Here is a 21,989-nt window from a genome sequence, read left to right on the forward strand (position 1 = left end):
TCCTTTTTGTGATTGATGGAGAGCAGCATCCCTTGAGAACTTCACTCAAATATCGCCGAAATATCACAAAAAAATCACAGAGTGCCGGTTGTTTGTGCCAAAAAATGCGCTAAGTCAAAGCGAATTGTCATGGATTTAGGCAAGCTGCCGCTGTTTTTGCATTGGAAGGCACAAGACTGGTTTCGGCGCGGCCGCAAATAAGGTATGTTTCGCCGCGTTATCGCAGTACCCGGCAGGTATTTGGCCTGCGTGGGGTGAACACAGCCGTGGTTTAAGATGCACATTGGCAGAAAATTTCTGGTTTTCATTGCGGGCTTTTGCGTGCCGGCGATGTTACTGGTCTATTGGGGATTGGGGCTTTGGTTCGACAACAAGGCATCGTCCTTGCTTGAACAGAACATTTCTCAGGAGCTGGCGAGCATTCGCGAGCACTATCAAAGCAGTGTCAAACGGCAGCTGCTGTTGAGTCACATCTATGCCGGGCCGTTAAAGGCCTTACCGCCGGAGGCGCAGGCCAGTATGGACTCGGCCTGGCACGAGCGCACCCATGCGCTGGGGCTGCACTTTTACCGCTTTACCGACGGCGGCCTGTCGGTGCTTGGGCAAAGCACAGACGCAGGCTTGCCCGATGACGTGCTGCAAACGCTGGCGTTTGACGATGAAGTAGTCGGCGCCGTACTGCTCGACAGCGGCCCCCATATCCTCACCTCCATTCATATTGGCGACGCCAGAGTATTGGTGTCCCGCACGCTTTCTGACAACGAACTCAATCGCCTCGGGCAAACCGGCTTTGTGGAGCGAATCCGCATGGTGCCTGTGGCGGGCAGTCCGGCTGACGCCCATCTGGTGCCCATCGACAGCCTGGGCGCGACTCCGCTGGCATTGCAGGTCAGTTTTGGCACTGCCGATTACAGCGGATTGGCTATTACACCCGACTGGGTGGTGTGGGGCATTTTCGGCCTGGGTGTGTCTGTGCTGGCGCTTGGCTATGTGTGGATCCGCCGCAGCCTGGTAGCGCCACTGCGGGGATTGATGGCGCAGCTTGGCAATATCGACCCCAGCGCCAGTGAATATCAGCCACTGAGTGCCGAGGGCTGCACCGAGGTGCGGCATTTCTCAAGGGTAAGCAATCAGTTACTGGCGGAAATCTTTGCCCAGAAAGAGCGGGCAAGAGCGATTCTGGAAGGCATTGCCGATGCGGTGCTGCTGACCGACACCCAGGGACAATTGCTGTATCTCAATCCACCTGCGGCCCGGCTGCTTGGGGTTGAGGCCGGGCAGCTCGAAGGCAAGAGCCTGGTGGCCGAGCTGGGCCTGAAGGCATCCACTATCTCCGATTTTCTGATTGGCTCCGGCCAGCAGCGGCGTCAGGGGCGGCTTCGCTTTGCCAATAAGCTGATGCAATACAGTTTGAGCCGCATCGAAGATCATCAGGGCCAATTGCAGGGAGCGCTGATGGCGCTGCGGGACGTGACAGCCGAAGAGCGGCTTAAGGCCGAGCTGCGCCGTCAGGCTGAGGAAGACACCATTACCGGCCTGCCCAACCGCGCCACTTTCGAGTCACGGCTGCAAACCATCAGCGGTGATGTGGGCTCGGCGGCTGTTTGTTACCTCGATTTGGAGCAGTTCAAAATCATCAACGACAGCTGTGGTCATCTGCAGGGCGACAAGATGTTGCGTATGGTAGCCAGAGCACTGCAAAGCTGCCTGAACCCCAAAGAAATTCTGGCGCGTTTGGGGGGCGATGAATTCGGCATTCTGCTGCTTGGTCGCAGTGCCCATGAAGTGGCCATGGTGCTTAAAGAATTGCAGCGGCAGTTGTCGATGCAGGTGCTGGAATATCGCGGTCAGTGTTACCGGGTCGGTGTGAGTATTGGGGTCGCCTTTGCCCGGGCGCCTCTGCCACGGCTGCAGGAGCTGTTCAAAGATGCCGACATTGCCTGCGTGGCCGCCAAACGTAAGGGCAGCAATCAAATCCACTTCTACGATGACAAAGATAAAGAGCTGAATTATCAGCGTAATGCGCCTAAATGGGCCATGCGCATTGCCCATGCGATCCACAGCCATGAGCTGGAGCTGTACTACCAGCCCATCCATGCTTTGGATGCGGGCAACCCGCGTCAGCGGCTGGAAGTGCTGCTGAGAATTCGTGAGGCCGACGGCCGTATTTTGCCGCCGGCGCAGTTTATTGCCTCGGCGGAGCGCTTCAAGCTGATGCCCGAGGTCGACAAGGCCGTGGTATCAAAGGCCATGCAATGGCTGGCGGCCCGGCCTGAACTCTGGAGCGACCATTGCCTGTCCATTAACCTCTCGGGCAACTCGCTTGGAGTTGAAGGTATGGAAACCTTTATCGTTGAAGAGCTTAAACGCACCGGCGCCCCTTCAAGCTGTATCTGTTTTGAAATCACCGAAACCTCGGCCATTCAGAACCGTCAGCGGGCATTGGATATGCTTCGAAACCTTCGTAAACAAGGGTTTGCCTTCGCTATCGACGACTTTGGCAGCGGCTTTGCGTCTTACGGTTATCTGCGTGAGCTGCCGGTGGACTATGTGAAAATCGACGGCTGCTTTGTGCGTCAGTTGGCGGGCAACGCCAAGGACTACGCCATTGTGAAATCCATTCACGATGTGTGCGCCGTGATGGGCATAGAAACCGTGGCGGAATTCGTCGAGAGCCAGGACATCATCCGCAAACTGGAAGAAATAGGCATCAATTATGCCCAGGGTTATGCCGTTGGCAGGCCCAAGCCGCTGGAGGACTACCACGGCCGGCCGCAGTTGGCCCGATTGGCCTGATATTGCAAGTTACCCCCGATTGTGACAGTGTAAATCCTTGTTAGTTAGGATAAATAAGGTTGGGGGACCTATGGATGGCCTGATGGACAAGGTGGTGATACTCACAGGTGCCTCGGAAGGTATTGGTCGGGCGTTGGCCCGCTCACTGGCGCGCCTGGGTTGCCGTCTGGTGCTGAGCGCCCGCAATGAAGCCCGCCTCAGAACACTGCAGCTGGAGCTGGGCTCGGCGGCAGACGTGCTGCTGGTGGCAACAGATGTGGCCGATGAGACGCAGTGCCGCAGCTTGGTGGATGCTTGTATAGACAAGTACGGCCGCCTCGATATTCTGATCAATAACGCCGGTATGACCATGTGGTCGCGCTTTGATGAGCTGGAAGATCTTCAGGTGCTCGAGCAGATCATGCAGGTCAATTACCTCGGCCCTGCCAGACTCACTCACTACGCCTTACCGCATCTCAAGCAAAGCCATGGTCAGGTGGTCGCCATTGCCTCTGTGGCTGGGTTGACCGGCGTTCCCACCCGCAGCGGCTATGCCGCTTCCAAACATGCCATGATGGGCTTTTTTGACTCGCTCAGAATCGAGCTTGCCGACGATGATGTGGCCGTCACCGTGATTTGCCCCGACTTTGTGGTCTCCCAGATCCATAAACGGGCCCTGGATGGCAAAGGTAATCCGCTTGGCACCACGCCGATGAAAGAAGACAAGATTATGAGTGCTGAGGCCTGCGCCGAAGCCATGATCCCCGCCATCGCCTGCCGTGAGCGTATGTTGATTATGTCCCGCCGCGGCCGTCTTGGCCGTTGGGTGCGTCTGCTGTGGCCCTCGGCCATCGACCGAATCGCCAAAAAGGCCATTGCCGGTGGTCACTGAGGTAAATTTTTAAGCCAATAAAAAAACGCCCCTAAGGGCGTTTTTTGTTTTACAGGTTTATTGCGCCGGGCAACTTGCCGGTGAGCTGCCATCGCGCCACTGGGTGGTGGCATCTGAGAGTGACAGCGGCAGGAAGCTCAGGCCTTCACTCATGTTGGCTGGCGGCAGGTCTGTCTCCAGCACATACATGCCCATCGGCAGGCTGCCCTTGGTGGCATTGGCCTGCGCTTGGGTGGCGGCGAGGCTGGAGTAGCGCAGCCCCAGCATATCGAAGTGGCTCTGCCAGTTGATGCCGGTGAGCTTGCTTAATGACACCAGCATAAAGTCGTTGCCCGGAATATCCCGCACCTTCTTGCCCGCGTAAACGCTGTGGCCTTCGAAGGGGAACAGGCCAAAACCGAGGCGGTCTTTATTGGCATCCCAGTCAGCCTGATTGCCGCTTAAGGCGCCAAAGACGCGCTGGTGCTGGTACAGCAGGGTGAAGATGTTGAAACCATTGGCCAGACGGGTGCCATCGGCCAGCTGCATGCCGTGGCTGCGCAGCGCCATCTGGATGTAAAACGCCATCCGATAGCCGTTGTGCACCGCGTAGTTATTGCTCTTCCAGGGGGCTTCGTAGCGGTCGCTGCCCGCATCCAGCACCTTGCAGTTGGCGCCAAGCACCACCCGGTTGCCGCTGCTGTCTTTCACGCCAGCGGCATCCGACATAAACACATAAAACAAATCTTTATGGTTCATATGGCCATCGGTGATGGGGGCCGTGTTGCCGTCACGCACATAATGGGCCTGCCATTTCACCACGTAGGGGAAGATGTTGTTGGAGTTCTCCCCGGCGCGGCTGCCGTAACCCGCCCAGTTGTCTCCGTCGCCTGCGGCGGCATATTGCACATTGAGGCGGTTGGTTTGCAGGTTGTGGCCAAGCTCGTGGTTATCGCCCCAGCCGGTTGGGCTGATATTCCAGGCCGCATCCCAGGGGTTGCCGCTGCAACCGGCGCCGCAGTGAGCGTTCTGGTCGTAGTTGGCGTGCTGGATGATTTTGCGGGTGTGCAGGGTTTCATCCAGGCACTCGTTGCCAAGTAGATTCACGCAGGCGGATTTCACATCGGCAGGCAGAGATTCTGCCAGGGTTTTGCCCTGAATTTTAAAACCGGCCAGGGTGTAGACCGCATTGATATGATCTTCAGAGATGCTCTCAAGCAGCGCATTCACATCGGCCACGGCGCCGCCAATGGCATTGGTAAAGCGGTCGCGGCGCATATGCTGCTCGGCGCCATCGGTACGCAGATCCACATGGGGCAGTTCGGTCTGGCTCAGGCGCTCATTAAAGGCAGCGATTTGGCTGTCATCGCTGAAATTCATGATGGCCGGATGGCGGGTCACGCCGCTGGCGCTGATGTCTGCGCTCAGGGCTTCACCGCTGCCACCCAGATACAGGTACAGAGGTCCGCCATAGGGACTTGAAAAGCTGATGCTCTCGCCCTTTTCCAGTCGCAGGCGCTGGGTGGCCAGCTCCAGTGGTGCCCGGTACACCTTTTGCTCGAAGGCGCGGTTGGTGTTGCGTCTGTGGTAGTTGAGTTTGATTTCCACCCGTGCATCGCTGTTATCCAGTCGATTCAGGGTCACAGTTTGTCCCGGCAGTACATACCAACCGGTGGTGCTCCACTGGTTGGGGTAGGGCACGCCTATGGTTTTACGTTCGGTGACTGTGGCCGGATGGGCGTAACTGGCGTTGCTGCCCTTGGCGAGATTGTTCCTGTCGGTTACGTATTCTCCGAGGTCGGCCTGAGCCGGATTGTCCTTGCGGGCATAGTTCACCAGCCAGTCGGCGAACATGGCTTGCTGCCAGCTTTGCTGCTCTTCCCAGGCGATGGGGTAGTCGATGGCTGCGCGATATTTGTCGGCAAGCAGCACGGCAGCATGCAGGGTGTCTGCGCCGCTCAGTGACAAGGCATCCTGGCCCATATTATCGAGGGTGACGGCAGCGCCTCTAAGCCAGTCGGCCCCGGCTTTGAAGGCGTCAACAAAGCCTGTCTCGTTACAGGAGAGGAAGTTGCCGCCACAGTTGGCCAGCAGCGCAGTATCGAAGTTACCGGTGCCGAGGTTGGCCAGCAGGCGGTCGACCGCTGCCAGATTGGCATCGTTGGCGCGGATGTCGCTCACGGCCAGATTGTCGGCATTGAGTTTTGACCAATAGTTGCCATAGGTCACCAGCCCCATTTGCTGATACAGCGGGCTGAGCGTGGGGCTGGCTTCACGCCAGTAGTTGGACAGCAGCAGCGGGATCCCCGCCGCTCTGGCCTTGGCGACGGCTGCGGCTATGCCCTCATGACCAAGTGACTTGCGGTCTATGTCCGACAGGATAATCAGGTCGGGCTTAAGGTTGTCTATACAAGTTGATAACTCATTGTAATCACAGTTATTGGCTTCGTTAATGCTGTGGGCATTGGCATAGTTATTGGTCAGCCAGGTGCGGATCCCTTCGTTATGGGGGAAATACCAGCTGTCGGCGCGGCTCGGCATTTGCGCGGTGACTATGCTGAGGCCATCGGCTTGGTCGGCCCCCTTGGTGAGCCAGCCAATGAGGCTTTTGAGCAGCATATCGGTTTCGGTGGAGGTACTGACCGAAAACAGGTTTGCTGCCATGGCCGCGCTGCGGTATTCACCGTCTTCTGACACCATTACCAGGCCACGATTGGCGCTGTTGCCAGCGCCATCTTTATTGGCGGGTAGCAAGGTGTGGGTGCGCTCAGGCAGGAAACTGGTGAAGGTGATGGAGTCGTGGCTTGGATGCCAGCTGATTTGGGATATGCCCTGATACAGGGAATCGACCAGCGCCTTACGTGAGCCCTCGGCGGCAGCGACGGCCTCCCTTGCGTGGCTGATAAGCTCAGCATCAGTTGCCAGGCTGTGGTCGCGGTGGCGAATGGCATTGGCGGCATTGGTGATAAAGCTGGCGCTCACGGTGCAATCCGCGCCCATGGCGGCGGTGGTGTAGCTGCTGCCCGACAAGGTGCCGCCACAACCGTCTATGGTATCCAGAGTAAAGCCGCTGCTTGCGGTTACAGTGAAGCTGCCCTGTTTGCCTGCTTCAATGCTGAGACTGGCGGGAGACAGCTGACCGCCGCTGCCACTTTGGGCCTTGGCGGTGTACAGGGTAGCGGCAGGTGGCGTGGTGGTGCCACCATCGGAAGAACCGCCGCCACCACAGCCATAGAGGGCCAGGCTCAGGGCGGTGAAAACCAGGGTATTTCGCATGGCCACTGTGTTTCTCATGGGTAGTCCTTGTGGTCTTTTTGTACTGTTATTGTGCAGGCATTATAACCTTTCCTTCTTAGCTTTAAAGAATTAAATATAAGAAATTCATTGCGTTACAGAATGGCATCTTTGACGTTCGTCAAATTTCAGGCACAAAAAAGCCGGCTGGCGCCGGCTTTTCAACAGCTGACTATTTACTGTTTTTCGCGGGCAATGGCGCGGTAGCCAATGTCGGTGCGGAAGTACACGTCATCCCAGTGGATTTCATCTACCAGCGCATAAGCGGCTTTTTGGGCTTCGGTCACTGTGTTGCCAAGGGCAGTGGCGCACAGCACGCGGCCACCGTTGGTGACAACGCGGCCATCGACCAGCTTGGTACCGGCATGGAACACCTTGGCGTCGTTGTTGCCGAGGGACAGACCCTCAATCACATCACCCTTGCGGTAGTCATCCGGATAACCACCGGCGGCCAGTACCACACCTACGGCGGCGCGGCTGTCGTACTCGGCGGTCACCTTGTCCAGCTCACCGCGGCAGGCGGCCAGACACAGCTCAACCAGATCAGACTTCAGACGCATCATGATGGGCTGAGTCTCTGGGTCGCCGAAGCGGCAGTTGTATTCCAGCACCTTGGCCTGGCCCTGTGGGTCGACCATCAGACCGGCATACAGGAAGCCGGTGTAGACATTGCCTTCGGCGGCCATGCCATCCACGGTTGGGCGGATCACATTGGCCATAACCCAGTTGTGTACGTCCTGAGTTACCACAGGGGCTGGTGAGTAGGCGCCCATGCCACCTGTGTTGGGGCCATGGTCGGCGTTATCGCGGGCCTTGTGATCCTGGCTGGTGGCCATCGGCAGAATGTTTTTGCCGTCGACCATCACGATAAAGCTGGCTTCTTCACCCTTGAGGAATTCTTCTACTACCACGCGGGAACCGGCTTCGCCGAACTTGTTGCCAGCCAGCATATCGTCGATGGCGGCATCGGCTTCGGCCTGATCCTGCGCGATAATCACGCCCTTACCGGCGGCCAGACCATCGGCCTTGATAACCACTGGGAAACCGGTCTTGCTGGCAAGCTCGGCCACAAAGGCCTTGGCGGCTGGGATCTCGGTGAAGTTCTGGTAATCCGCTGTCGGGATCTGATGACGGGCCAAAAAGTCCTTGGTGAAGGCCTTGGAGCCTTCCAGCTGGGCGGCACCCTGGGTAGGACCAAAAATGGTCAGGCCGTCGGCGCGAAACGCATCCACCACACCAATCACCAGTGGCGCTTCCGGGCCGACTATGGTCAGGGCGATATTGCTTTCTTTGGCAAAAGCGAGCAGCGCAGGGATGTCGGTGGCTTCAATGGCCACGTTTTCCACTTTTGGCTCCAGGCTTGAACCGGCGTTGCCGGGTGCCACAAATACGGTATTTACGTCGGCATTCTGAGCGGCTTTCCAGGCCAGGGCGTGTTCGCGGCCACCACTGCCAATTACGAGAATATTCATCTGCTTATTCCTTAAATCTTGAATGCGAAAGGCAGCCATAAGGCTGCCTCAATCTTATCAGTGGCGGAAGTGGCGCATGTTGGTGAATACCATGGCCATGCCGTGCTCGTCGGCAGCGGCAATCACTTCCTCGTCGCGGATAGAACCGCCGGGCTGGATGATGCAGCTGATCCCGGCAGCCGCTGCGGCGTCGATACCGTCGCGGAATGGGAAGAAGGCGTCGGACGCCATCACAGAGCCCTCAACCACCAGACCTTCGTCGGCGGCTTTGATGCCGGCAATCTTGGCACTGTAGACGCGGCTCATCTGGCCTGCGCCCACGCCTATGGTCATGCCTTCTTTGGCATACACGATGGCGTTGGATTTCACGAACTTGGCCACTTTCCAGCAGAACATCAGATCTTTGAGTTCAGCTTCGGTCGGTACACGCTTGGTCACGACTTTAAGCTCGGCCTCGGTCACCATGCCCTGATCGCGATCCTGAATAAGCAGGCCACCGTTTACGCGCTTATAGTCCAGACCCTTGGTTTGCTCGGTCCACTGGCCACATTCCAGCAGGCGCACGTTGGTTTTCTTGGCAACCACGTCGCGGGCGGCCTGGCTCACCACAGGGGCGATGATCACTTCCACGAACTGACGCTCAACGATGGCAGCGGCGGTTTCGCCGTCCAGCTCGCGGTTAAAGGCGATGATGCCACCGAAAGCAGAAGTTGGGTCGGTCTTGTAGGCGCGGTTGTAAGCGTCCAGCAGGTTGTCGCCCAGAGCCACACCACAGGGGTTGGCGTGCTTGACGATAACGCAGGCTGGGGCGTCGAATTCTTTTACGCACTCAAGGGCGGCATCGGTGTCGGCGATGTTGTTGTAAGACAGTGCCTTACCCTGTAGCTGAGTGGCGGTGGCCACGGAGGCTTCGTCGCTGTTCAAATCCACGTAGAAGGCAGCGCTCTGGTGGCTGTTTTCGCCGTAGCGCAGGTCCTGCTTCTTCACCAGCTGGGTGTTGAAGGTGCGTGGGAATTTGGAGTCGTCGTGGCACTCGTCGCTGCTGTGAGCTGGAACCATGGTGCCGAAGTAGTTGGCAATCATGCCATCGTAAGCAGCAGTGTGCTCAAAGGCGGCAATGGCCAAATCAAAACGGGTAGCGTGGGTGGTAGAGCCGCCATTGGCGCTCATTTCGGCCAGCACGCGGTCGTAGTCTTTGGCGTTAACCACAATCACCACGTCTTTGTGGTTCTTGGCGGCAGCGCGCACCATGGTAGGACCGCCGATATCGATGTTTTCGATGGCGTCTTCCAGTGTGCAGCCTGGCTTGGCAACGGTAGCGGCAAAGGGATACAGGTTAACGGCAACCAGATCGATAGGGCCAATGTTGTTGGCGGCCATTACGTCTTCATCCTGGCCGCGGCGCGCCAGAATGCCACCATGCACCTTGGGATGCAGGGTCTTGACCCGACCGTCCATGATCTCAGGGTGACCTGTGTAGTCAGAAACTTCGATCACAGGTACGCCGTTATCGGCCAGCAGCTTGGCGGTGCCACCGGTGGACAGGAGTTCTACGCCCTGTGCATGCAGTGCCTGGGCAAACTCGAGGATACCTGTTTTATCGGACACGCTCAGCAGCGCGCGGCGAATGGGTCTGGCATTATTCATTTTGGGTACAGTTTTCCGCTGTTAAGGGTTCAAGGATCTTTCGGAAAACAAAACAGCATCAATGTTTTATTTTCCAAAAGTCCCTCGCGTTTCCCCTCACGCGAGTTTATTTGTCTGCCAAGACACCTTTTTATGGGCGCGTATTCTACCGTAAAACGCTGCCCGGCGCTGTTTTTTCTGCGTGATTTCACAATATCGTTCTGCGAACGACACCCAAGCCAACACAGACCCTTGACCTTGGATTAAACTCCAAGGTTTATACTTGCGCCATTGTTGGAAATTCGGGATAGACACATGTATCGCATTGGTGAATTGGCGAGCCTCTGTGAGGTGAAAGCCGATACCCTGAGGTTTTACGAAAAACACGGTTTGCTGGCGCCCTCGATGCGCACTGATTCGGGCTATCGGCTTTACAGCCGCGATGATGCCGCCCGGCTGAAATTCATTTTGCGTGCCAAGGCGGTGGGCTTTAGCCTGAATGAAATCACCGAGCTGTTGTCCATCGAGCTGAATAAGGCCGAGTGGGCCTGCGCCGATGTGAAAGGTATGGTGGATGACAAGCTCGAGCAGGTCAGCGCCAAAATCGCCGAGCTGGCTGTGTTTCACGATTCCTTGCAGCGTCTGTCTGATGCCTGCTGCGGCGGCCCCGAGAGCGCCGAACACTGCTCCATTTTGGAAGCCTTGGAAACCAATCGTCAGGTGCGCGCCGAAGATCACGGCAGCACACAGCATAAGGGTGATGATTCATGCTGTTGAATAACTTTCTTCATTTATTTTTGGAATCCGCCCCCTGGCTGCTGCTGGGGCTGTTCCTCGCCGGAATGCTGAAAATGTTTGTGCCGATGGAGTGGATGCAAAGGCAGCTCGGTGGCCACGGCTTTAAGGCCACGGTTAAGGCGGCGCTCTTGGGCGCGCCCCTGCCGCTGTGCTCCTGCGGGGTCATTCCGGCGGCCGTGGGCCTTCGGCGCAGCGGCGCTTCCAAGGCAGCCACCACTTCGTTTTTGGTGTCCACCCCTGAGACAGGCGTCGACTCAGTCACCGTCTCCTATGTGCTGCTTGGGCCCTTTATGGCCATCATCCGCCCCATCGCTGCTGTGACCAGCGCCATAGTGGCAGGCCTGCTGGTTGGCCGCGATGAAGATGAGCCGGATAACGGATATCAATCCACAGAAGCATCACCTCAAAAGCCGCCTGAAAAGCAGTCTGATAAGTCTTCTGAAAAGCCAATGGCCAAGCCTGCCATGAGCTTCAAACCGGTTGCGGCAGACAGCCCACTGATGACCCCAACCGGCGCCAAGTTGGCTGGGGCTCCGGCGGTGAGCTTCAAACCCGTTTCCGAAAAAACAGCGGCAAAGACTGGCGCCAGCTGCTGCTCAGGCAAAGCCGAAGCTGAGCCCAAGCCTGAACCCGTACAGGGATCCTGCTGCACGCCGAAGGCGGTTGCGACTGCTTCTGCTTCCTGCTGCGATGCAGAGCCCTCTGCCGAAACGGCTTCTTGCTGCGACGCCAAGCCCGCCGCTGAAATGGCTTCTTGCTGCAGCCCCAAGGCCGTAGTACCCGAGGCATCAAGCTGCTGCGCTTCTTCATCATCCTCGTCCATGGCCAAAGCTGCTGATGCAGGCTGCTGTGGCAGCACGCAACCGCATGCTCGTCCGGCGGATAAGCCTGCCTCTGTGATAGAGCGGATTTGGCACGGGCTGGTGTATGCCTCAACCGACCTGGTGCGCGATACCGCCATCTGGTTGCTGATAGGTCTTTTCTTTGCCGCCTTGGTGCAAACCTATGTGCCGGCAGACTTTTTAGCTCAGTGGGGTAACGGCATTCTCGCCATGTTGGTGATGGTGCTGGTGTCCATTCCCATGTATATCTGCGCCACGGCGTCGACCCCGATTGCGGCAGGATTGCTGCTGGCCGGTGTGTCTCCCGGCGCTGTGCTGGTGTTTATGATGGCAGGCCCAGCCACCAATATCGCAACCCTGGGGGTGGTGACCAAGGAGCTGGGTAAGCGGGCGCTGTTTGGCTACCTGGGTGGTGTGCTGGGTGTGGCCCTGGCGTTTGGTGTGCTGGTGAACTATCTGGTGGCGACCTTCGGCTTTGAAGTGGCGCCGCAGATTGGTGAAGAGCATGCCATGCTGCCAGACTGGCTGGTGGCCTCATCCGGGCTGCTGCTCGCCTTCCTGATGGGCCGGGTGCTGTGGCAAAAACTGCCCCGCAAGCAAAAAACCGGCAGCTGTTGTAGCTAATCCCAACGCATCAAAAAGCCCCGCAGCGCGGGGCTTTTTGTTTAAAAAGAGCTGAGCTTATTTGTGCTTGCCGGTATTCCAGCCGCGGTGGCCAAGCAGTTTTTCACCGGATTCGATGGCGCCGGTTTCCAGGGTGGTGCCCATGGAATCGTTCCAGCGGTTGAGGTAGCCAAAGAGGGCGATAACCCCCAGCATTTCCACTATCTCATCTTCTTCCCAATACTGATGCAGTCTGGCATTCAGCTCGGCGTCTACTTCATTGGGCACAACCGAGGCCGCCACGGCAAAATCCAGCGCCGCCCGTTCGGCCTCACTGAATGCGCTGTGGGTCTTGTATTCCCACACATGCTCCAGTTGCTCAGCGTCGGCCCCGTATCGTTCGGCGGCGCGAATGGTGTGCGCCTGGCAGTAGCGACAGCCGGTGATATTGCTGGATACATAGGCTATCAGCCGCTTCTGGGCGCTGGTCAGGCGCCCCTTGTTTTCCATTACCGCCATGTTCAGTTCGATAAATGCCTTGGCGATACGGGGGCGGCGCATCATGGTCAACACGCTATTGGGGCAAAAGCCCAGTGTCTCGTTGAAAAACTTGGCCATTTCGGCCACTTCCGGGTTGGAATCGGCGGGCAGGGGGCTAACCAGCGGCATGATGTCTCCTTGATGCATCCAAAAAGAGAAAAAGCACCTTGGGGCAATCCCGCACCCGCGGCGCTTTGAGAGAGTACCTTCATAGCCTAAGAAAAAGTTTTGCTTGGCAATAGTTGCGCCGCCGCACTAAGTTATCGATACACTTTCGGAGCAAACTTTCACTGTATCGTGGATTTTTGGCACAACTGTATCGGTTGAAATGAAAAAATATCAGCAAGTCGCAGAGGCTATCGCCAGGCAGATCCGCGAAGGCCGTTATGGCCTCGGCGAGCGTTTGCCCTCGGTTCGGGAGGTGTGCGGCCGCTTTGGTATCAGTATGTCCACTGCCCAGGCCGCGTTTCGGTTGTTGGAAGATCAGGCACTGGCACAGGCCCGGCCGGGCGCCGGTTTTTATGTCAGTTTTCGCGGCACGCCGCAGGTACCGGTGGAGGGGCCGACCAGGTATGAGGTGCATAACCGCATGCTGCAGGTGCTGTCCTGGTGCGCCCAGCCTGGCATCACAGATTTGGGTACCGCGGTATTGTCTCCCGGGCTGTTGCCCAGAGCGGCTTTATCGAAGCTGCTGGCTCGTCAGGCACGTTTTGAGATGGCAACCGTGCTGCAACCGCTTTTCAGTGGTGGCCATCCACCGCTGAGGCGCGAAATTTCCAAGCGGCTGATACTGCAAGGGATTGAGCTCGGTGAAAGCGAGGTACTTGTTACCGGTGGCTGTCAGGATGCGATTTCACTGGCTCTCAGTGCCATTGCCCGTGCAGGCGACACCATAGCGGTGGAAAGCCCCTGTTTTCCCGGGTTGCTGCAGGTGATTGAATCTTTGGGTATGAAGGTGCTGGAAATTCCCTGCTCCCCCGGACAGGGGATCAGTGTGGAGGCGCTGCAACTGGCGCTGGCACGTTGGCAGGTGGCAGCTCTGGTGCTTTGCCCGGATTTTTCCAATCCCACCGGCAGCCAAATGCCCCTGGCCAATCGGCAACGGTTGCTGGCGCTGGCGAGGCAGCACGATCTGGCGATTATTGAGGATGACCTGTTTTCTGAGTTGCAGGAGCCGGGCAAAGGCATACCCGCCCTGAAGGCGCTCGATACTGACGGGCGGGTTATCTACTGCTCATCGGTGGCCAAATCGCTGGGATCTGGGCTCAGGCTCGGTTGGCTCTGCGGCGGCCGTTATCATGGCGATATCGCCAAATTGAAGGCGTTTCGGAATGTATCTGAGCCCTTGATTATTCAGGCATTGGTGGCGGAGTTTATGGCCAGCGGTGGTTATAGCAGGCACCTTGGAAGCCTTGGAAAGCGACTGCAACTGAATTTGAAAAAACTGCGCAGCTGGGTGGAGCAGGCCTTTCCGGGTCAGACTCAAATCGGGCGGCCGGAGGGGGGCTTTGTGCTCTGGGTAACCTTGCCCGGCATAGATTCGCGGCAGCTGTTGTCCCTCGCGGTTGCCGAAGGGGTTGCCTTCTTCCCGGGGGATGTGTTTTCCGGGGCGGGGCAATACAACCACTGCCTGCGTTTAAGTGGTGCCTTCGACGATGACGACAAGACCCAAAAAGCCGTGGCAGTGCTTGGGCGACTTGCCCATAGTTTGTTGTAAATGCTTACAAAAGGAACTTGTCTAAACAAGTTCATCCACCCATGATGGATGAGTTCCAGCGGTAACGGATTAATAATTTTCAGAGGGATTTTCATGAAAAAAACCATGCTGGCGCTAAGCCTGTCTGCCTTGGCAGTCATGGGGTGCCAATCCACATCAAATGAATCGGCCACAGCGCCAACGGCCAGCCAAAGTGGCGCCGAAGCCCTGGGCCCCATGGCCAAGCCTCGTTTGTTGGCGCATACCCGTTATGACGCCAAAACCTTCTACGACACCACGTCCTATACAGGCTCCAGCATCAGTGCCGATGGCCGTTCTGTGCTGGTGGGCTCTGATGAGTCGGGCATTTACAACCTGTACAGCCTCAATCTCGCCGATGGCAGCAAGACACAGCTGACCAATTTCGAAGACAGTACCTATCCCGAGCGCTGGTTCCCGGCCGACGACAGGGTGCTGTTTTCCAAGGATCAGGGTGGTAACGAGTTAAATCATGTTTATGTGCGTGAACTCGATGGCAGCATCCGTGATCTGACCCCGGGCGATAACACCCGCGCCTCCTTTGCCGGCTTTACCGAAGACGGTAAGTCATTCTTTATCCTCACCAATGAGCGCGATCCCAAGTTTATGGATCTTTACCGCTACGATGCCTCCAGCTACGAGCGCACCCGGGTATTCCAAAACGATCAGGGCTTTTCGCTGGGGGATATAGATAAGAGTGGCCGCTTTGTGGCACTGAACAAATCAGTAAGTAACAAAGACAGCGACATCTATTTGCTGGATTTGCGCAGCCGCAGCCTCAAACCCGTGATGGTCAGCGAGTCTGGCCTTGAAGCTGCAGAAGAGGTGAAGAGCTTCTCGCCGGATGGTCGCACCCTGTATTACAGCAGCAATGCCAAGTCTGAATTCGATGAGGTGTGGGCCTACGATATTGCCTCTGGCAAGCGCACTAAGGTGGCCTCGGAATACTGGGATATTCTTTACTATGGCTTCTCTGAAAGTGGCCGTTATCAGGCGATGGCGGTGAATGCCGATGCCCGAACCAAGGTCAGCATCACCGACACCCAAACCGGCAAGGCGCTGGCGTTGCCACCGCTGCCTGCGGGTGACATCCGTGGCGTGAGTTTTTCCAAAGACGATAAAACCATGGTGTTTTATCTGAACTCGGACATTTCGCCTTCGGATCTGTACGTGTGGCGTGTTGGCGAGCCGTCGGTGAAACGCCTGACCAATGCCCTGAGCGCGGATATCGATCGCAACAGCCTGGTGGCTTCCAAAGTGGTGCGCTACAAGAGCTTCGATGGCCTTGAAGTGCCGGGGCTGCTGTATCAGCCCAAGCTGGCCCATGGCGCCAAACCGGCACCGGCCATTTTGTGGGTTCACGGCGGTCCGGGTGGCCAGAGCCGCAGCGGCTACAGCCCTACCATCCAGCATCTGGTGAACCATGGCTATACTGTGTTTGCGGTTAACAACCGTGGCAGCTCAGGTTACGGCAAAACCTTCTTCCATCTGGATGATAAAAACCATGGTGAAGGCGATCTGCAGGACATGGTGTGGGCCAAAAAGTATCTGCAAAGCCTCGACTGGGTCGACAACGACCGCATTGGCATTGTCGGCGGCAGTTATGGTGGCTTTATGGTGGCCGCTGCGCTGGCCTTCACTCCGGAGGAATTCAAGGTCGGTATCGATATCTTTGGGGTGACCAACTGGGTACGTACCCTGAACTCAATACCGCCCTGGTGGGAGAGTTTCCGCAAGTCGCTCTACGATGAAATGGGCGATCCGGCCACCGATGGCGAGCGCCACAAAGCGATTTCACCCCTGTTCCACGCCAGCAATATAGTGCGGCCGCTGATGGTCATTCAGGGCGCCAACGACCCAAGGGTATTGCAGGTGGAAAGCGATGAGCTGGTGGAAAAAGTTCGCGCCAACGGGGTGCCGGTGGAATATGTTCTGTTTGATGACGAAGGTCACGGCTTTACCAAGAAGGCCAACAGAATTGCGGCATCCGAGGCGTATCTCAAATTCCTTGATACCTATTTAAAGCCCTGATAGCACAGGCTGAAGACACAAAAAAGGCACTCATTTGAGTGCCTTTTTCATGGATGTTCTATAACGGCGGTGCTGGCTTACTTGCCCTTTTTACCGAGGTTTTCAACCTTGCTGCCGGCTTGTTGTTTCTTCGCCTGTTTGGCGGCGCGTTTTTCCTTCATGCTTTTTTTCGGTGCTTTCTTTTGGTCTTTGCTCATGGTGGCTCCCTGCGGTGGTCGGTGGCGCCGTTTGCTGAATTTTTAAACGGCAAGAGTCAGCTTAGAGAATCCCGAAAAAGACAGATAGATTATTTTGCGCTAATAGAAATTGGCTTATTCGAAAGCTTGCTAACGGCGCAAAGCCATAAAAAAAGCCCCTGTTTTAAGGGGCTTTTTTTGACTGCTGTTCGACTTAACCCGCAGGGGTGTAGTCGGCAGGGAAGTTACGGCTGCTGGTGGCGCCCTGGGTGACAGTTACGTCCTGCTCATCGGCGTGGATGAAGAAGGGGGCAACTTCGTCTGTGGGCGCGTTGTCGGCTTCAGGATCGTCGTTCTGGGCCACGCAGGTGTAACCCAGGGCATAGCTGCCAGTCACCACATAGCCAAACTCATAGCCATGGCCGGTAACATTACCCGCTTCATCGGTGATGTCATTGACGCGGGCCACCGCCAGAGGCGCAACCATGGGCTCGGTAACCTGAGCGCGGATGTCGCTCATGTTTTCCAGCACAGTGCCTGCGTCGTACAGGTACACGGCACCGGCAAACTCGCTGCCACCGGCCGCGGTTTCACAGGCAGCAATGGTGTCAGGGCCAATCAGACCTTCGATGTTGCCAACTTCGGCGCGGTTAACCAGCTGTACAGAGGTCGGCTTGAGGGTCCAGTAGTCTTTGTTGCCATGGGGCGCCTGAATACCACGGGCGAGGTCAAACTCGGCAACGTAGTCGTTGGCACCGGCGGCAATGGTGAAGCTCTTGTTGAAGAACAGGCGGCCAGTGTCGGCGTCTTCGGCGCCTGTGCCACCGCAGCTGCCGTTGCTATTGGTTACCAGACCATGGTCGTTACCATCGTTGGTTTTCACAAATGAGCTGGCGGTATCCACGGTTTCGCGGTTTTCCATGTAGATGCACATCTGGTATTCGCCAACAGGTACCTGCACACCTTCTACCAGGGTCTCGGCCGACGCGCCCTGGAACGACAGCAGGTCAACCTGCTTGGCGGCGCCATTGTTTGCCACGTTGAAGGAGTATGTGCCGCTGGCATTTTTCAATACCACTTGTTTGAAGGCGATATTAACCTCGGTCGCATCGGCTGGGTTATCCGATACGCCCAGGCTGAAGCTGCCCATTTGTACCTGTGGGGTGTCATCGCCACCGCCGCCGCATGCGGCAAGCAAGGAGGTCAGGGTGACGGCAATCAGAGTTTGGGTGAATTTCATGTTGCACCTTTTTCGTTATTCAGAGTTCCATAAGTCCCTGTTTTTGAGGTTTACTTCTTCCCTGATCCCTCAGTGCTCATGCGAAAGTGTTAGCCTGAGCACCTGCCGGACAGGATAACCCCTCGTACGGTAAATGCAAATCTCCTGATGTAGCGCCCGTTTGCCACCGTCGAACAGGCCCGGTTTCAGCGTTTGATAAAGTCTGGCACTTCCAGCACCTCATCGCCAAATCGCTCGAACAAATGGGTAAACACAAATTCGATAAACACCCGGTAGCGCCGTGGCAGGTAGGCGCGCTGGGGGTAATTGAGGGTGATTTTCGCCTGCTGCATGGGAAAGTCTTCCAGCACAGGCACCAGTTGCCCGGCCTCAATGGCATCTTTGGCTATCAGGGTGGGTACGGCGGCGATCCCCACCCCTTCGAGGGCCGCTTCCCGCGCCAGGGTGACATTGTTGACCGTGAGCTGCGCCTCGGGCTCAAACACCTGCCACTGCTCGCCATCAAAAATGCGCCACACGCCATCGATATGAGCCGAGGTCAGCCTGATGGCTCTGTGATGCACCAGATCGGCTGGAACCTTCGGGGTGCCGAATCTGGCCAGATAATCCGGTGAGGCCAGCAAAATCTTTTCGGCGCGGATCAGCGCATGGCTTGTTAGCCGGGTGTCTTTGACATCGGAAATCTGAAACAGCATATCGATGCCTTCTTCCATTACGTCTACCCGGCGGTTAGTCAGCTCAGTTTCAATATTGATTTCAGGGTATTGCATCAAGAAGCGCGCCAGTACCCGGCCAAGATACAGCTGCCCCAATTCGATAGGGCAAATGACCTTGAGGGTGCCACGAATTTGCTGCTGGCTGGCGCTCAGCTGTTCTTCGGCCAGTTGCAGCTCAGACAAAATCCGATTGATGCGGTTGTAGTAGTTGTTACCTGCCTCGGTGAGTTTGAGGGCGCGGGTGGTGCGAAATAGCAGCTGCACTCCGGCGTCTTTCTCCAGCTCGGCAACTTTGCGACTTACGGTGGCCTTGGTAACGCCAAGCTGCGCGGCCGCCGCAGTGAAGCTGCCCTGTTCCACCACAGCGGCAAACAGCTGTACCCGATTTAAGTCCATGATTGTTACACCTGTGAAACAGTGGGTTGAATTTTGGCTGACTAATCAAAAAAAAGAGACAGAAGTACAATAGCAGTCACTGAATAAGGAGTCTACGAATGAGCAAATCAAAACTCTGGGTGCTGTTGCCTGTGCTGGCCATAGTTGGCGGTGGCCTGTATCTGTGGCACAGCCTCAGGTTTATTGAGCGCACCGACAATGCCTATGTGGAAGCCGATATTTCTCAGGTCAGCGTGAAGGTGCCAGGGCTGGTGGTGGAGTCGCGGGTGCAGGACAACCAGCATGTGCTCGCCGGCGCCCTGCTTGCCCGCCTCGATGACAGTGAATACCGCGCCAGGGTGGCACAGAGCGAGGCGCGTCTGGCCAATGTCAGTGCCGAACTTGCCACCTTGGAAGCCAAGATAAATTTGCAGGGCGCCCTGATCGCCCAGGCCCGTGCGGGGGTGCAGGCGGCCGATGCCGAGCACAAGCGGGTGAAGCAACAACTGGTGCGTGCCAGTGAGCTGCGCCGCCGTGACTACAGCTCCCAGGACGATGTGGATCGCCTGAGCGCCGAGCTCGATGGCGCCACAGCCCGCACTGAAGAGAGCCAGGCATCGCTGGATGCCCGTGAGCAGGAACTGGCGGTGCTGGTGGCCGAGCGCAATCAGCTCAATGCCAGCCATGCCGAAGCAGTGGCAGGATTAAGCCTGGCCAAATTGCAGCTTAAAGATACCGAAATCCGCGCCCCCTTCGATGGGGTGGTGGGCAAGCGCGGCGCCTTTGTCGGCCAATATGTGCAGCCGGGGCAAGCGCTTTTCAGTTTGGTGCCGGACGGGGCCATGTGGATCACTGCCAATTTCAAAGAAACGCAGATCCACGGGATGAAACCCGGTCAGCCGGTGACAGTGTCACTCGACGCGTTTCCCGACCATGAGTTCCATGGAGTCATCGACAGCCTGTCGCCGGCTTCCGGTGCCAAATTCAGCCTGCTGCCAGCAGAGAATGCCACCGGCAACTTCACCAAGATTGTGCAGCGTATTCCTGTGCGGATCCGGCTTGAAATGAGTGAAGAGCAGGCCCACGTCGTGCCCGGCCTCAGCGCCGTGGTGTCGGTGGATACCCAGCTGGCCCCCAAGCAGGCGTTGACGGCGAGCCGCTGAGGTTGCCAGACGCTGCCCGGATGTAAGGAGCCACCATGAGCCACTCTGTTTCCATGCCCGGCCACGCCCCGGGCGACAAATCTGATATTGCCCCCGCCATCGACTATGGGGTTGGCAGCCGCCGCGCCTGGATTGCTGTGATGGGCGGTCTTATCGGCGCCTTTATGGCGATATTGGATATCCAAATCACCAATGCGTCGATGAAGGAAATTCAGGGGAGCCTGGGGGCGACACTGGAAGAAGGCTCCTGGATTTCCACCGCCTATCTGGTGGCGGAGATGATTGCCATTCCGCTGTCCGGTTGGCTCAGCACCGGCTTGTCGGTGCGCCGTTATTTGCTGTGGAGTACCTCGGCCTTTATTGTCAGTTCGCTTTTGTGCTCCATGGCCTGGGATTTAAACTCGCTTATTGCCTTTCGGGCGATGCAGGGCTTTTTTGGTGGTGCCTTAATTCCCTTGGCCTTCAGGCTGATTGTGGAATGTTTGCCTCAGGAAAAGCGGGCCACAGGGATGGCGCTGTTTGGAGTAACGGCTACCTTTGCGCCGTCGATTGGCCCAACTCTGGGCGGCTGGCTTACCGAGCATTTCAGCTGGCATTTTCTGTTTTACATCAACCTGCCACCCGGACTGCTGGTGCTGGCCATGTTGGGGTGGGGGCTTGAGAAGCATCCTATCGATTGGAGCAAGCTGACCCAGGTGAGTCTGGGGGCTATTCTGACCATGGCTTTGGGGCTTGGCTGCCTCGAAGTGGTGCTGGAGGAGGGCAACCGCAAAGACTGGTTTGGCTCGGATCTTATCCTGAATCTTGCCATAGTTGCGGCCATCAATCTGGTGCTGTTTGTGGTATTGCAGCTCAGAAGCCGGGCGCCACTGGTGAATCTCAGACTGCTGGCGCAGCGTGACTTTGCGCTGTCATCTGTGGCTTATTTTCTGCTGGGGTTGGGCCTGTTTGGCGCCATCTATCTAATCCCTCTGTACTTGTCGCAGATCCACAATTACTCGGCGTTGGAGATTGGCAAGGTCATCATGTGGATGGGCTTCCCGCAGCTGCTGATCCTGCCGCTGGTGCCCAAGTTGGTTGAGCGCTGGGATCCCCGTTATCTGGCGGCATGGGGCTTTTTACTGTTTGCGCTGAGTTATTACCTGAACTCCCATATGACCGCCGACTTCGCCGGTGAGCAAATGATAGTGGCGCAAATTGTGCGCGCCATGGGGCAGCCCTTTGTGTTGGTGCCCATAGGTATTATTGCCACCATGCACCTTAAACCACAGGACAGTGCCAGCGCCTCTACACTACTGAATCTTATCCGAAATCTTGGCGGCGCCTGTGGTATTGCGCTGGTAGCCACCATGCTCGATAACCGGGCGCGGGAGCATCTGGCCTATCTGAAAGAGTCGGTGCCGGCGGTCAGAGCCTCGGTGCAGCAGCATCTGTCGGCGCAGGCATCGAGCCTGTTTGCCTCGGGGATTGACCCTGTCAGCGCCGATGCCATGGCCCGCAAGCTGTTTGGCGATACCCTGACGCGGGAAGCCTTTATGCAGGCGTATAACGATGTGTTTTTTGCCATTGGCATGTTGCTGGGGCTGGCGGTTGTGGCAGTGCTGCTTATCCGTCCTAGGGGCAAACAGGCGCCGGGCGCCAGTGCCGGTGAGATGCATTAATTCCGATAACGGCGGGGCTGCGCCACGGGTTTGGCGGTGATAGACTGGCGTTTTCGACTGTTTCGGAGAGC

Annotated in this window: 14 protein-coding genes; 8 read left to right on the forward strand and 6 right to left on the reverse strand. The window is 57.1% G+C overall.

Going from position 1 to position 21,989, the window contains the following annotated elements; genetic code table 11:
• Positions 1 to 330 precede the first annotated feature (330 nt).
• Together MJ923_RS00170 and MJ923_RS00175 are read left to right on the forward strand one after the other, a co-directional pair.
• Positions 331 to 2,796 (forward strand): putative bifunctional diguanylate cyclase/phosphodiesterase, encoded by a 2,466-nt coding sequence (locus MJ923_RS00170; RefSeq protein WP_240590213.1) that lies wholly within the window; start codon positions 331 to 333, stop codon positions 2,794 to 2,796.
• Positions 2,797 to 2,866: 70 nt separating this feature from the next.
• Entirely contained in the window at positions 2,867 to 3,667 is an 801-nt protein-coding gene (locus MJ923_RS00175) for an SDR family oxidoreductase (RefSeq protein ID WP_240589388.1), read from the forward strand.
• 57 nt (positions 3,668 to 3,724) lie between these two features.
• Here MJ923_RS00175 and MJ923_RS00180 read toward each other — a convergent pair whose 3' ends face one another.
• The 3 genes from MJ923_RS00180 to purH all read right to left on the reverse strand — a co-directional run bounded on the left by MJ923_RS00180 (position 3,725) and on the right by purH (position 10,059).
• Positions 3,725 to 6,922 carry an ImpA family metalloprotease gene (locus MJ923_RS00180; RefSeq protein ID WP_240590214.1) on the reverse strand — a complete coding sequence of 1,066 codons (3,198 nt, stop codon included), beginning with the start codon at positions 6,920 to 6,922 and terminating at the stop codon, positions 3,725 to 3,727.
• Positions 6,923 to 7,116: 194 nt separating this feature from the next.
• Complete coding sequence (gene purD / locus MJ923_RS00185) at positions 7,117 to 8,412, reverse strand: phosphoribosylamine--glycine ligase (RefSeq protein WP_240589389.1); 1,296 nt, start codon at positions 8,410 to 8,412, stop codon at positions 7,117 to 7,119.
• Between the two features lie 57 nt (positions 8,413 to 8,469).
• Positions 8,470 to 10,059, reverse strand: a complete 1,590-nt coding sequence (gene purH / locus MJ923_RS00190) for a bifunctional phosphoribosylaminoimidazolecarboxamide formyltransferase/IMP cyclohydrolase (RefSeq protein ID WP_240589390.1) — start codon at positions 10,057 to 10,059, stop codon at positions 8,470 to 8,472.
• Positions 10,060 to 10,353: 294 nt separating this feature from the next.
• Between purH and zntR the strand changes: the two genes are divergently transcribed.
• Both zntR and MJ923_RS00200 read left to right on the forward strand, forming a co-directional pair.
• Positions 10,354 to 10,815 carry a Zn(2+)-responsive transcriptional regulator gene (gene zntR / locus MJ923_RS00195; protein ID WP_240589391.1) on the forward strand — a complete coding sequence of 154 codons (462 nt, stop codon included), beginning with the start codon at positions 10,354 to 10,356 and terminating at the stop codon, positions 10,813 to 10,815.
• Complete coding sequence (locus MJ923_RS00200; RefSeq protein ID WP_240589392.1) at positions 10,806 to 12,302, forward strand: SO_0444 family Cu/Zn efflux transporter; 1,497 nt, start codon at positions 10,806 to 10,808, stop codon at positions 12,300 to 12,302. The genes zntR and MJ923_RS00200 overlap by 10 nt, the downstream gene beginning before the upstream one ends.
• A 57-nt stretch (positions 12,303 to 12,359) precedes the next feature.
• On the opposite strand, the gene MJ923_RS00205 is transcribed toward MJ923_RS00200, so the two are convergent.
• Complete coding sequence (locus MJ923_RS00205) at positions 12,360 to 12,950, reverse strand: carboxymuconolactone decarboxylase family protein (RefSeq protein ID WP_126169236.1); 591 nt, start codon at positions 12,948 to 12,950, stop codon at positions 12,360 to 12,362.
• Positions 12,951 to 13,149: 199 nt separating this feature from the next.
• Between MJ923_RS00205 and MJ923_RS00210 the strand changes: the two genes are divergently transcribed.
• Both MJ923_RS00210 and MJ923_RS00215 read left to right on the forward strand, forming a co-directional pair.
• The gene (locus MJ923_RS00210; RefSeq protein WP_240589393.1) at positions 13,150 to 14,538 is read left to right on the forward strand and encodes an aminotransferase-like domain-containing protein; all 1,389 of its coding nucleotides are present in this window, start codon (positions 13,150 to 13,152) and stop codon (positions 14,536 to 14,538) included.
• Between the two features lie 93 nt (positions 14,539 to 14,631).
• Entirely contained in the window at positions 14,632 to 16,587 is a 1,956-nt protein-coding gene (locus tag MJ923_RS00215) for an alpha/beta hydrolase family protein (RefSeq protein ID WP_240589394.1), read from the forward strand.
• A gap of 390 nt (positions 16,588 to 16,977) precedes the next feature.
• On the opposite strand, the gene MJ923_RS00220 is transcribed toward MJ923_RS00215, so the two are convergent.
• Together MJ923_RS00220 and MJ923_RS00225 are read right to left on the reverse strand one after the other, a co-directional pair.
• Complete coding sequence (locus tag MJ923_RS00220; RefSeq protein WP_240589395.1) at positions 16,978 to 18,003, reverse strand: DUF4382 domain-containing protein; 1,026 nt, start codon at positions 18,001 to 18,003, stop codon at positions 16,978 to 16,980.
• 185 nt (positions 18,004 to 18,188) lie between these two features.
• Positions 18,189 to 19,115 (reverse strand): LysR family transcriptional regulator, encoded by a 927-nt coding sequence (locus MJ923_RS00225; protein ID WP_126169240.1) that lies wholly within the window; start codon positions 19,113 to 19,115, stop codon positions 18,189 to 18,191.
• A gap of 98 nt (positions 19,116 to 19,213) precedes the next feature.
• Between MJ923_RS00225 and MJ923_RS00230 the strand changes: the two genes are divergently transcribed.
• Together MJ923_RS00230 and MJ923_RS00235 are read left to right on the forward strand one after the other, a co-directional pair.
• Positions 19,214 to 20,257, forward strand: coding sequence for an HlyD family secretion protein (locus tag MJ923_RS00230; protein WP_240589396.1), 1,044 nt, complete (start codon positions 19,214 to 19,216; stop codon positions 20,255 to 20,257).
• Between the two features lie 53 nt (positions 20,258 to 20,310).
• Positions 20,311 to 21,918: a DHA2 family efflux MFS transporter permease subunit gene (locus MJ923_RS00235; protein ID WP_240590215.1), complete on the forward strand. Its 1,608-nt coding sequence runs from the start codon at positions 20,311 to 20,313 to the stop codon at positions 21,916 to 21,918.
• Positions 21,919 to 21,989 lie beyond the last annotated feature (71 nt).

It is taken from the genome of Shewanella zhuhaiensis (assembly GCF_022484835.1).
Lineage (GTDB): Bacteria > Pseudomonadota > Gammaproteobacteria > Enterobacterales > Shewanellaceae > Shewanella > Shewanella khirikhana.

Excerpts from the sequence above, each read along its gene's own strand:
- MJ923_RS00170 (WP_240590213.1), top strand. The coding sequence starts at position 331 with ATGTTACTGGTCTATTGGGGATTGGGGCTTTGGTTCGACAACAAGGCA.
- MJ923_RS00175 (WP_240589388.1), top strand. The coding sequence starts at position 2,867 with ATGGATGGCCTGATGGACAAGGTGGTGATACTCACAGGTGCCTCGGAA.
- MJ923_RS00180 (WP_240590214.1), bottom strand. The coding sequence starts at position 6,922 with ATGCGAAATACCCTGGTTTTCACCGCCCTGAGCCTGGCCCTCTATGGC.
- purD (WP_240589389.1), bottom strand. The coding sequence starts at position 8,412 with ATGAATATTCTCGTAATTGGCAGTGGTGGCCGCGAACACGCCCTGGCC.
- purH (WP_240589390.1), bottom strand. The coding sequence starts at position 10,059 with ATGAATAATGCCAGACCCATTCGCCGCGCGCTGCTGAGCGTGTCCGAT.
- zntR (WP_240589391.1), top strand. The coding sequence starts at position 10,354 with ATGTATCGCATTGGTGAATTGGCGAGCCTCTGTGAGGTGAAAGCCGAT.
- MJ923_RS00200 (WP_240589392.1), top strand. The coding sequence starts at position 10,806 with ATGCTGTTGAATAACTTTCTTCATTTATTTTTGGAATCCGCCCCCTGG.
- MJ923_RS00205 (WP_126169236.1), bottom strand. The coding sequence starts at position 12,950 with ATGCCGCTGGTTAGCCCCCTGCCCGCCGATTCCAACCCGGAAGTGGCC.
- MJ923_RS00210 (WP_240589393.1), top strand. The coding sequence starts at position 13,150 with ATGAAAAAATATCAGCAAGTCGCAGAGGCTATCGCCAGGCAGATCCGC.
- MJ923_RS00215 (WP_240589394.1), top strand. The coding sequence starts at position 14,632 with ATGAAAAAAACCATGCTGGCGCTAAGCCTGTCTGCCTTGGCAGTCATG.
- MJ923_RS00220 (WP_240589395.1), bottom strand. The coding sequence starts at position 18,003 with ATGAAATTCACCCAAACTCTGATTGCCGTCACCCTGACCTCCTTGCTT.
- MJ923_RS00225 (WP_126169240.1), bottom strand. The coding sequence starts at position 19,115 with ATGGACTTAAATCGGGTACAGCTGTTTGCCGCTGTGGTGGAACAGGGC.
- MJ923_RS00230 (WP_240589396.1), top strand. The coding sequence starts at position 19,214 with ATGAGCAAATCAAAACTCTGGGTGCTGTTGCCTGTGCTGGCCATAGTT.
- MJ923_RS00235 (WP_240590215.1), top strand. The coding sequence starts at position 20,311 with ATGCCCGGCCACGCCCCGGGCGACAAATCTGATATTGCCCCCGCCATC.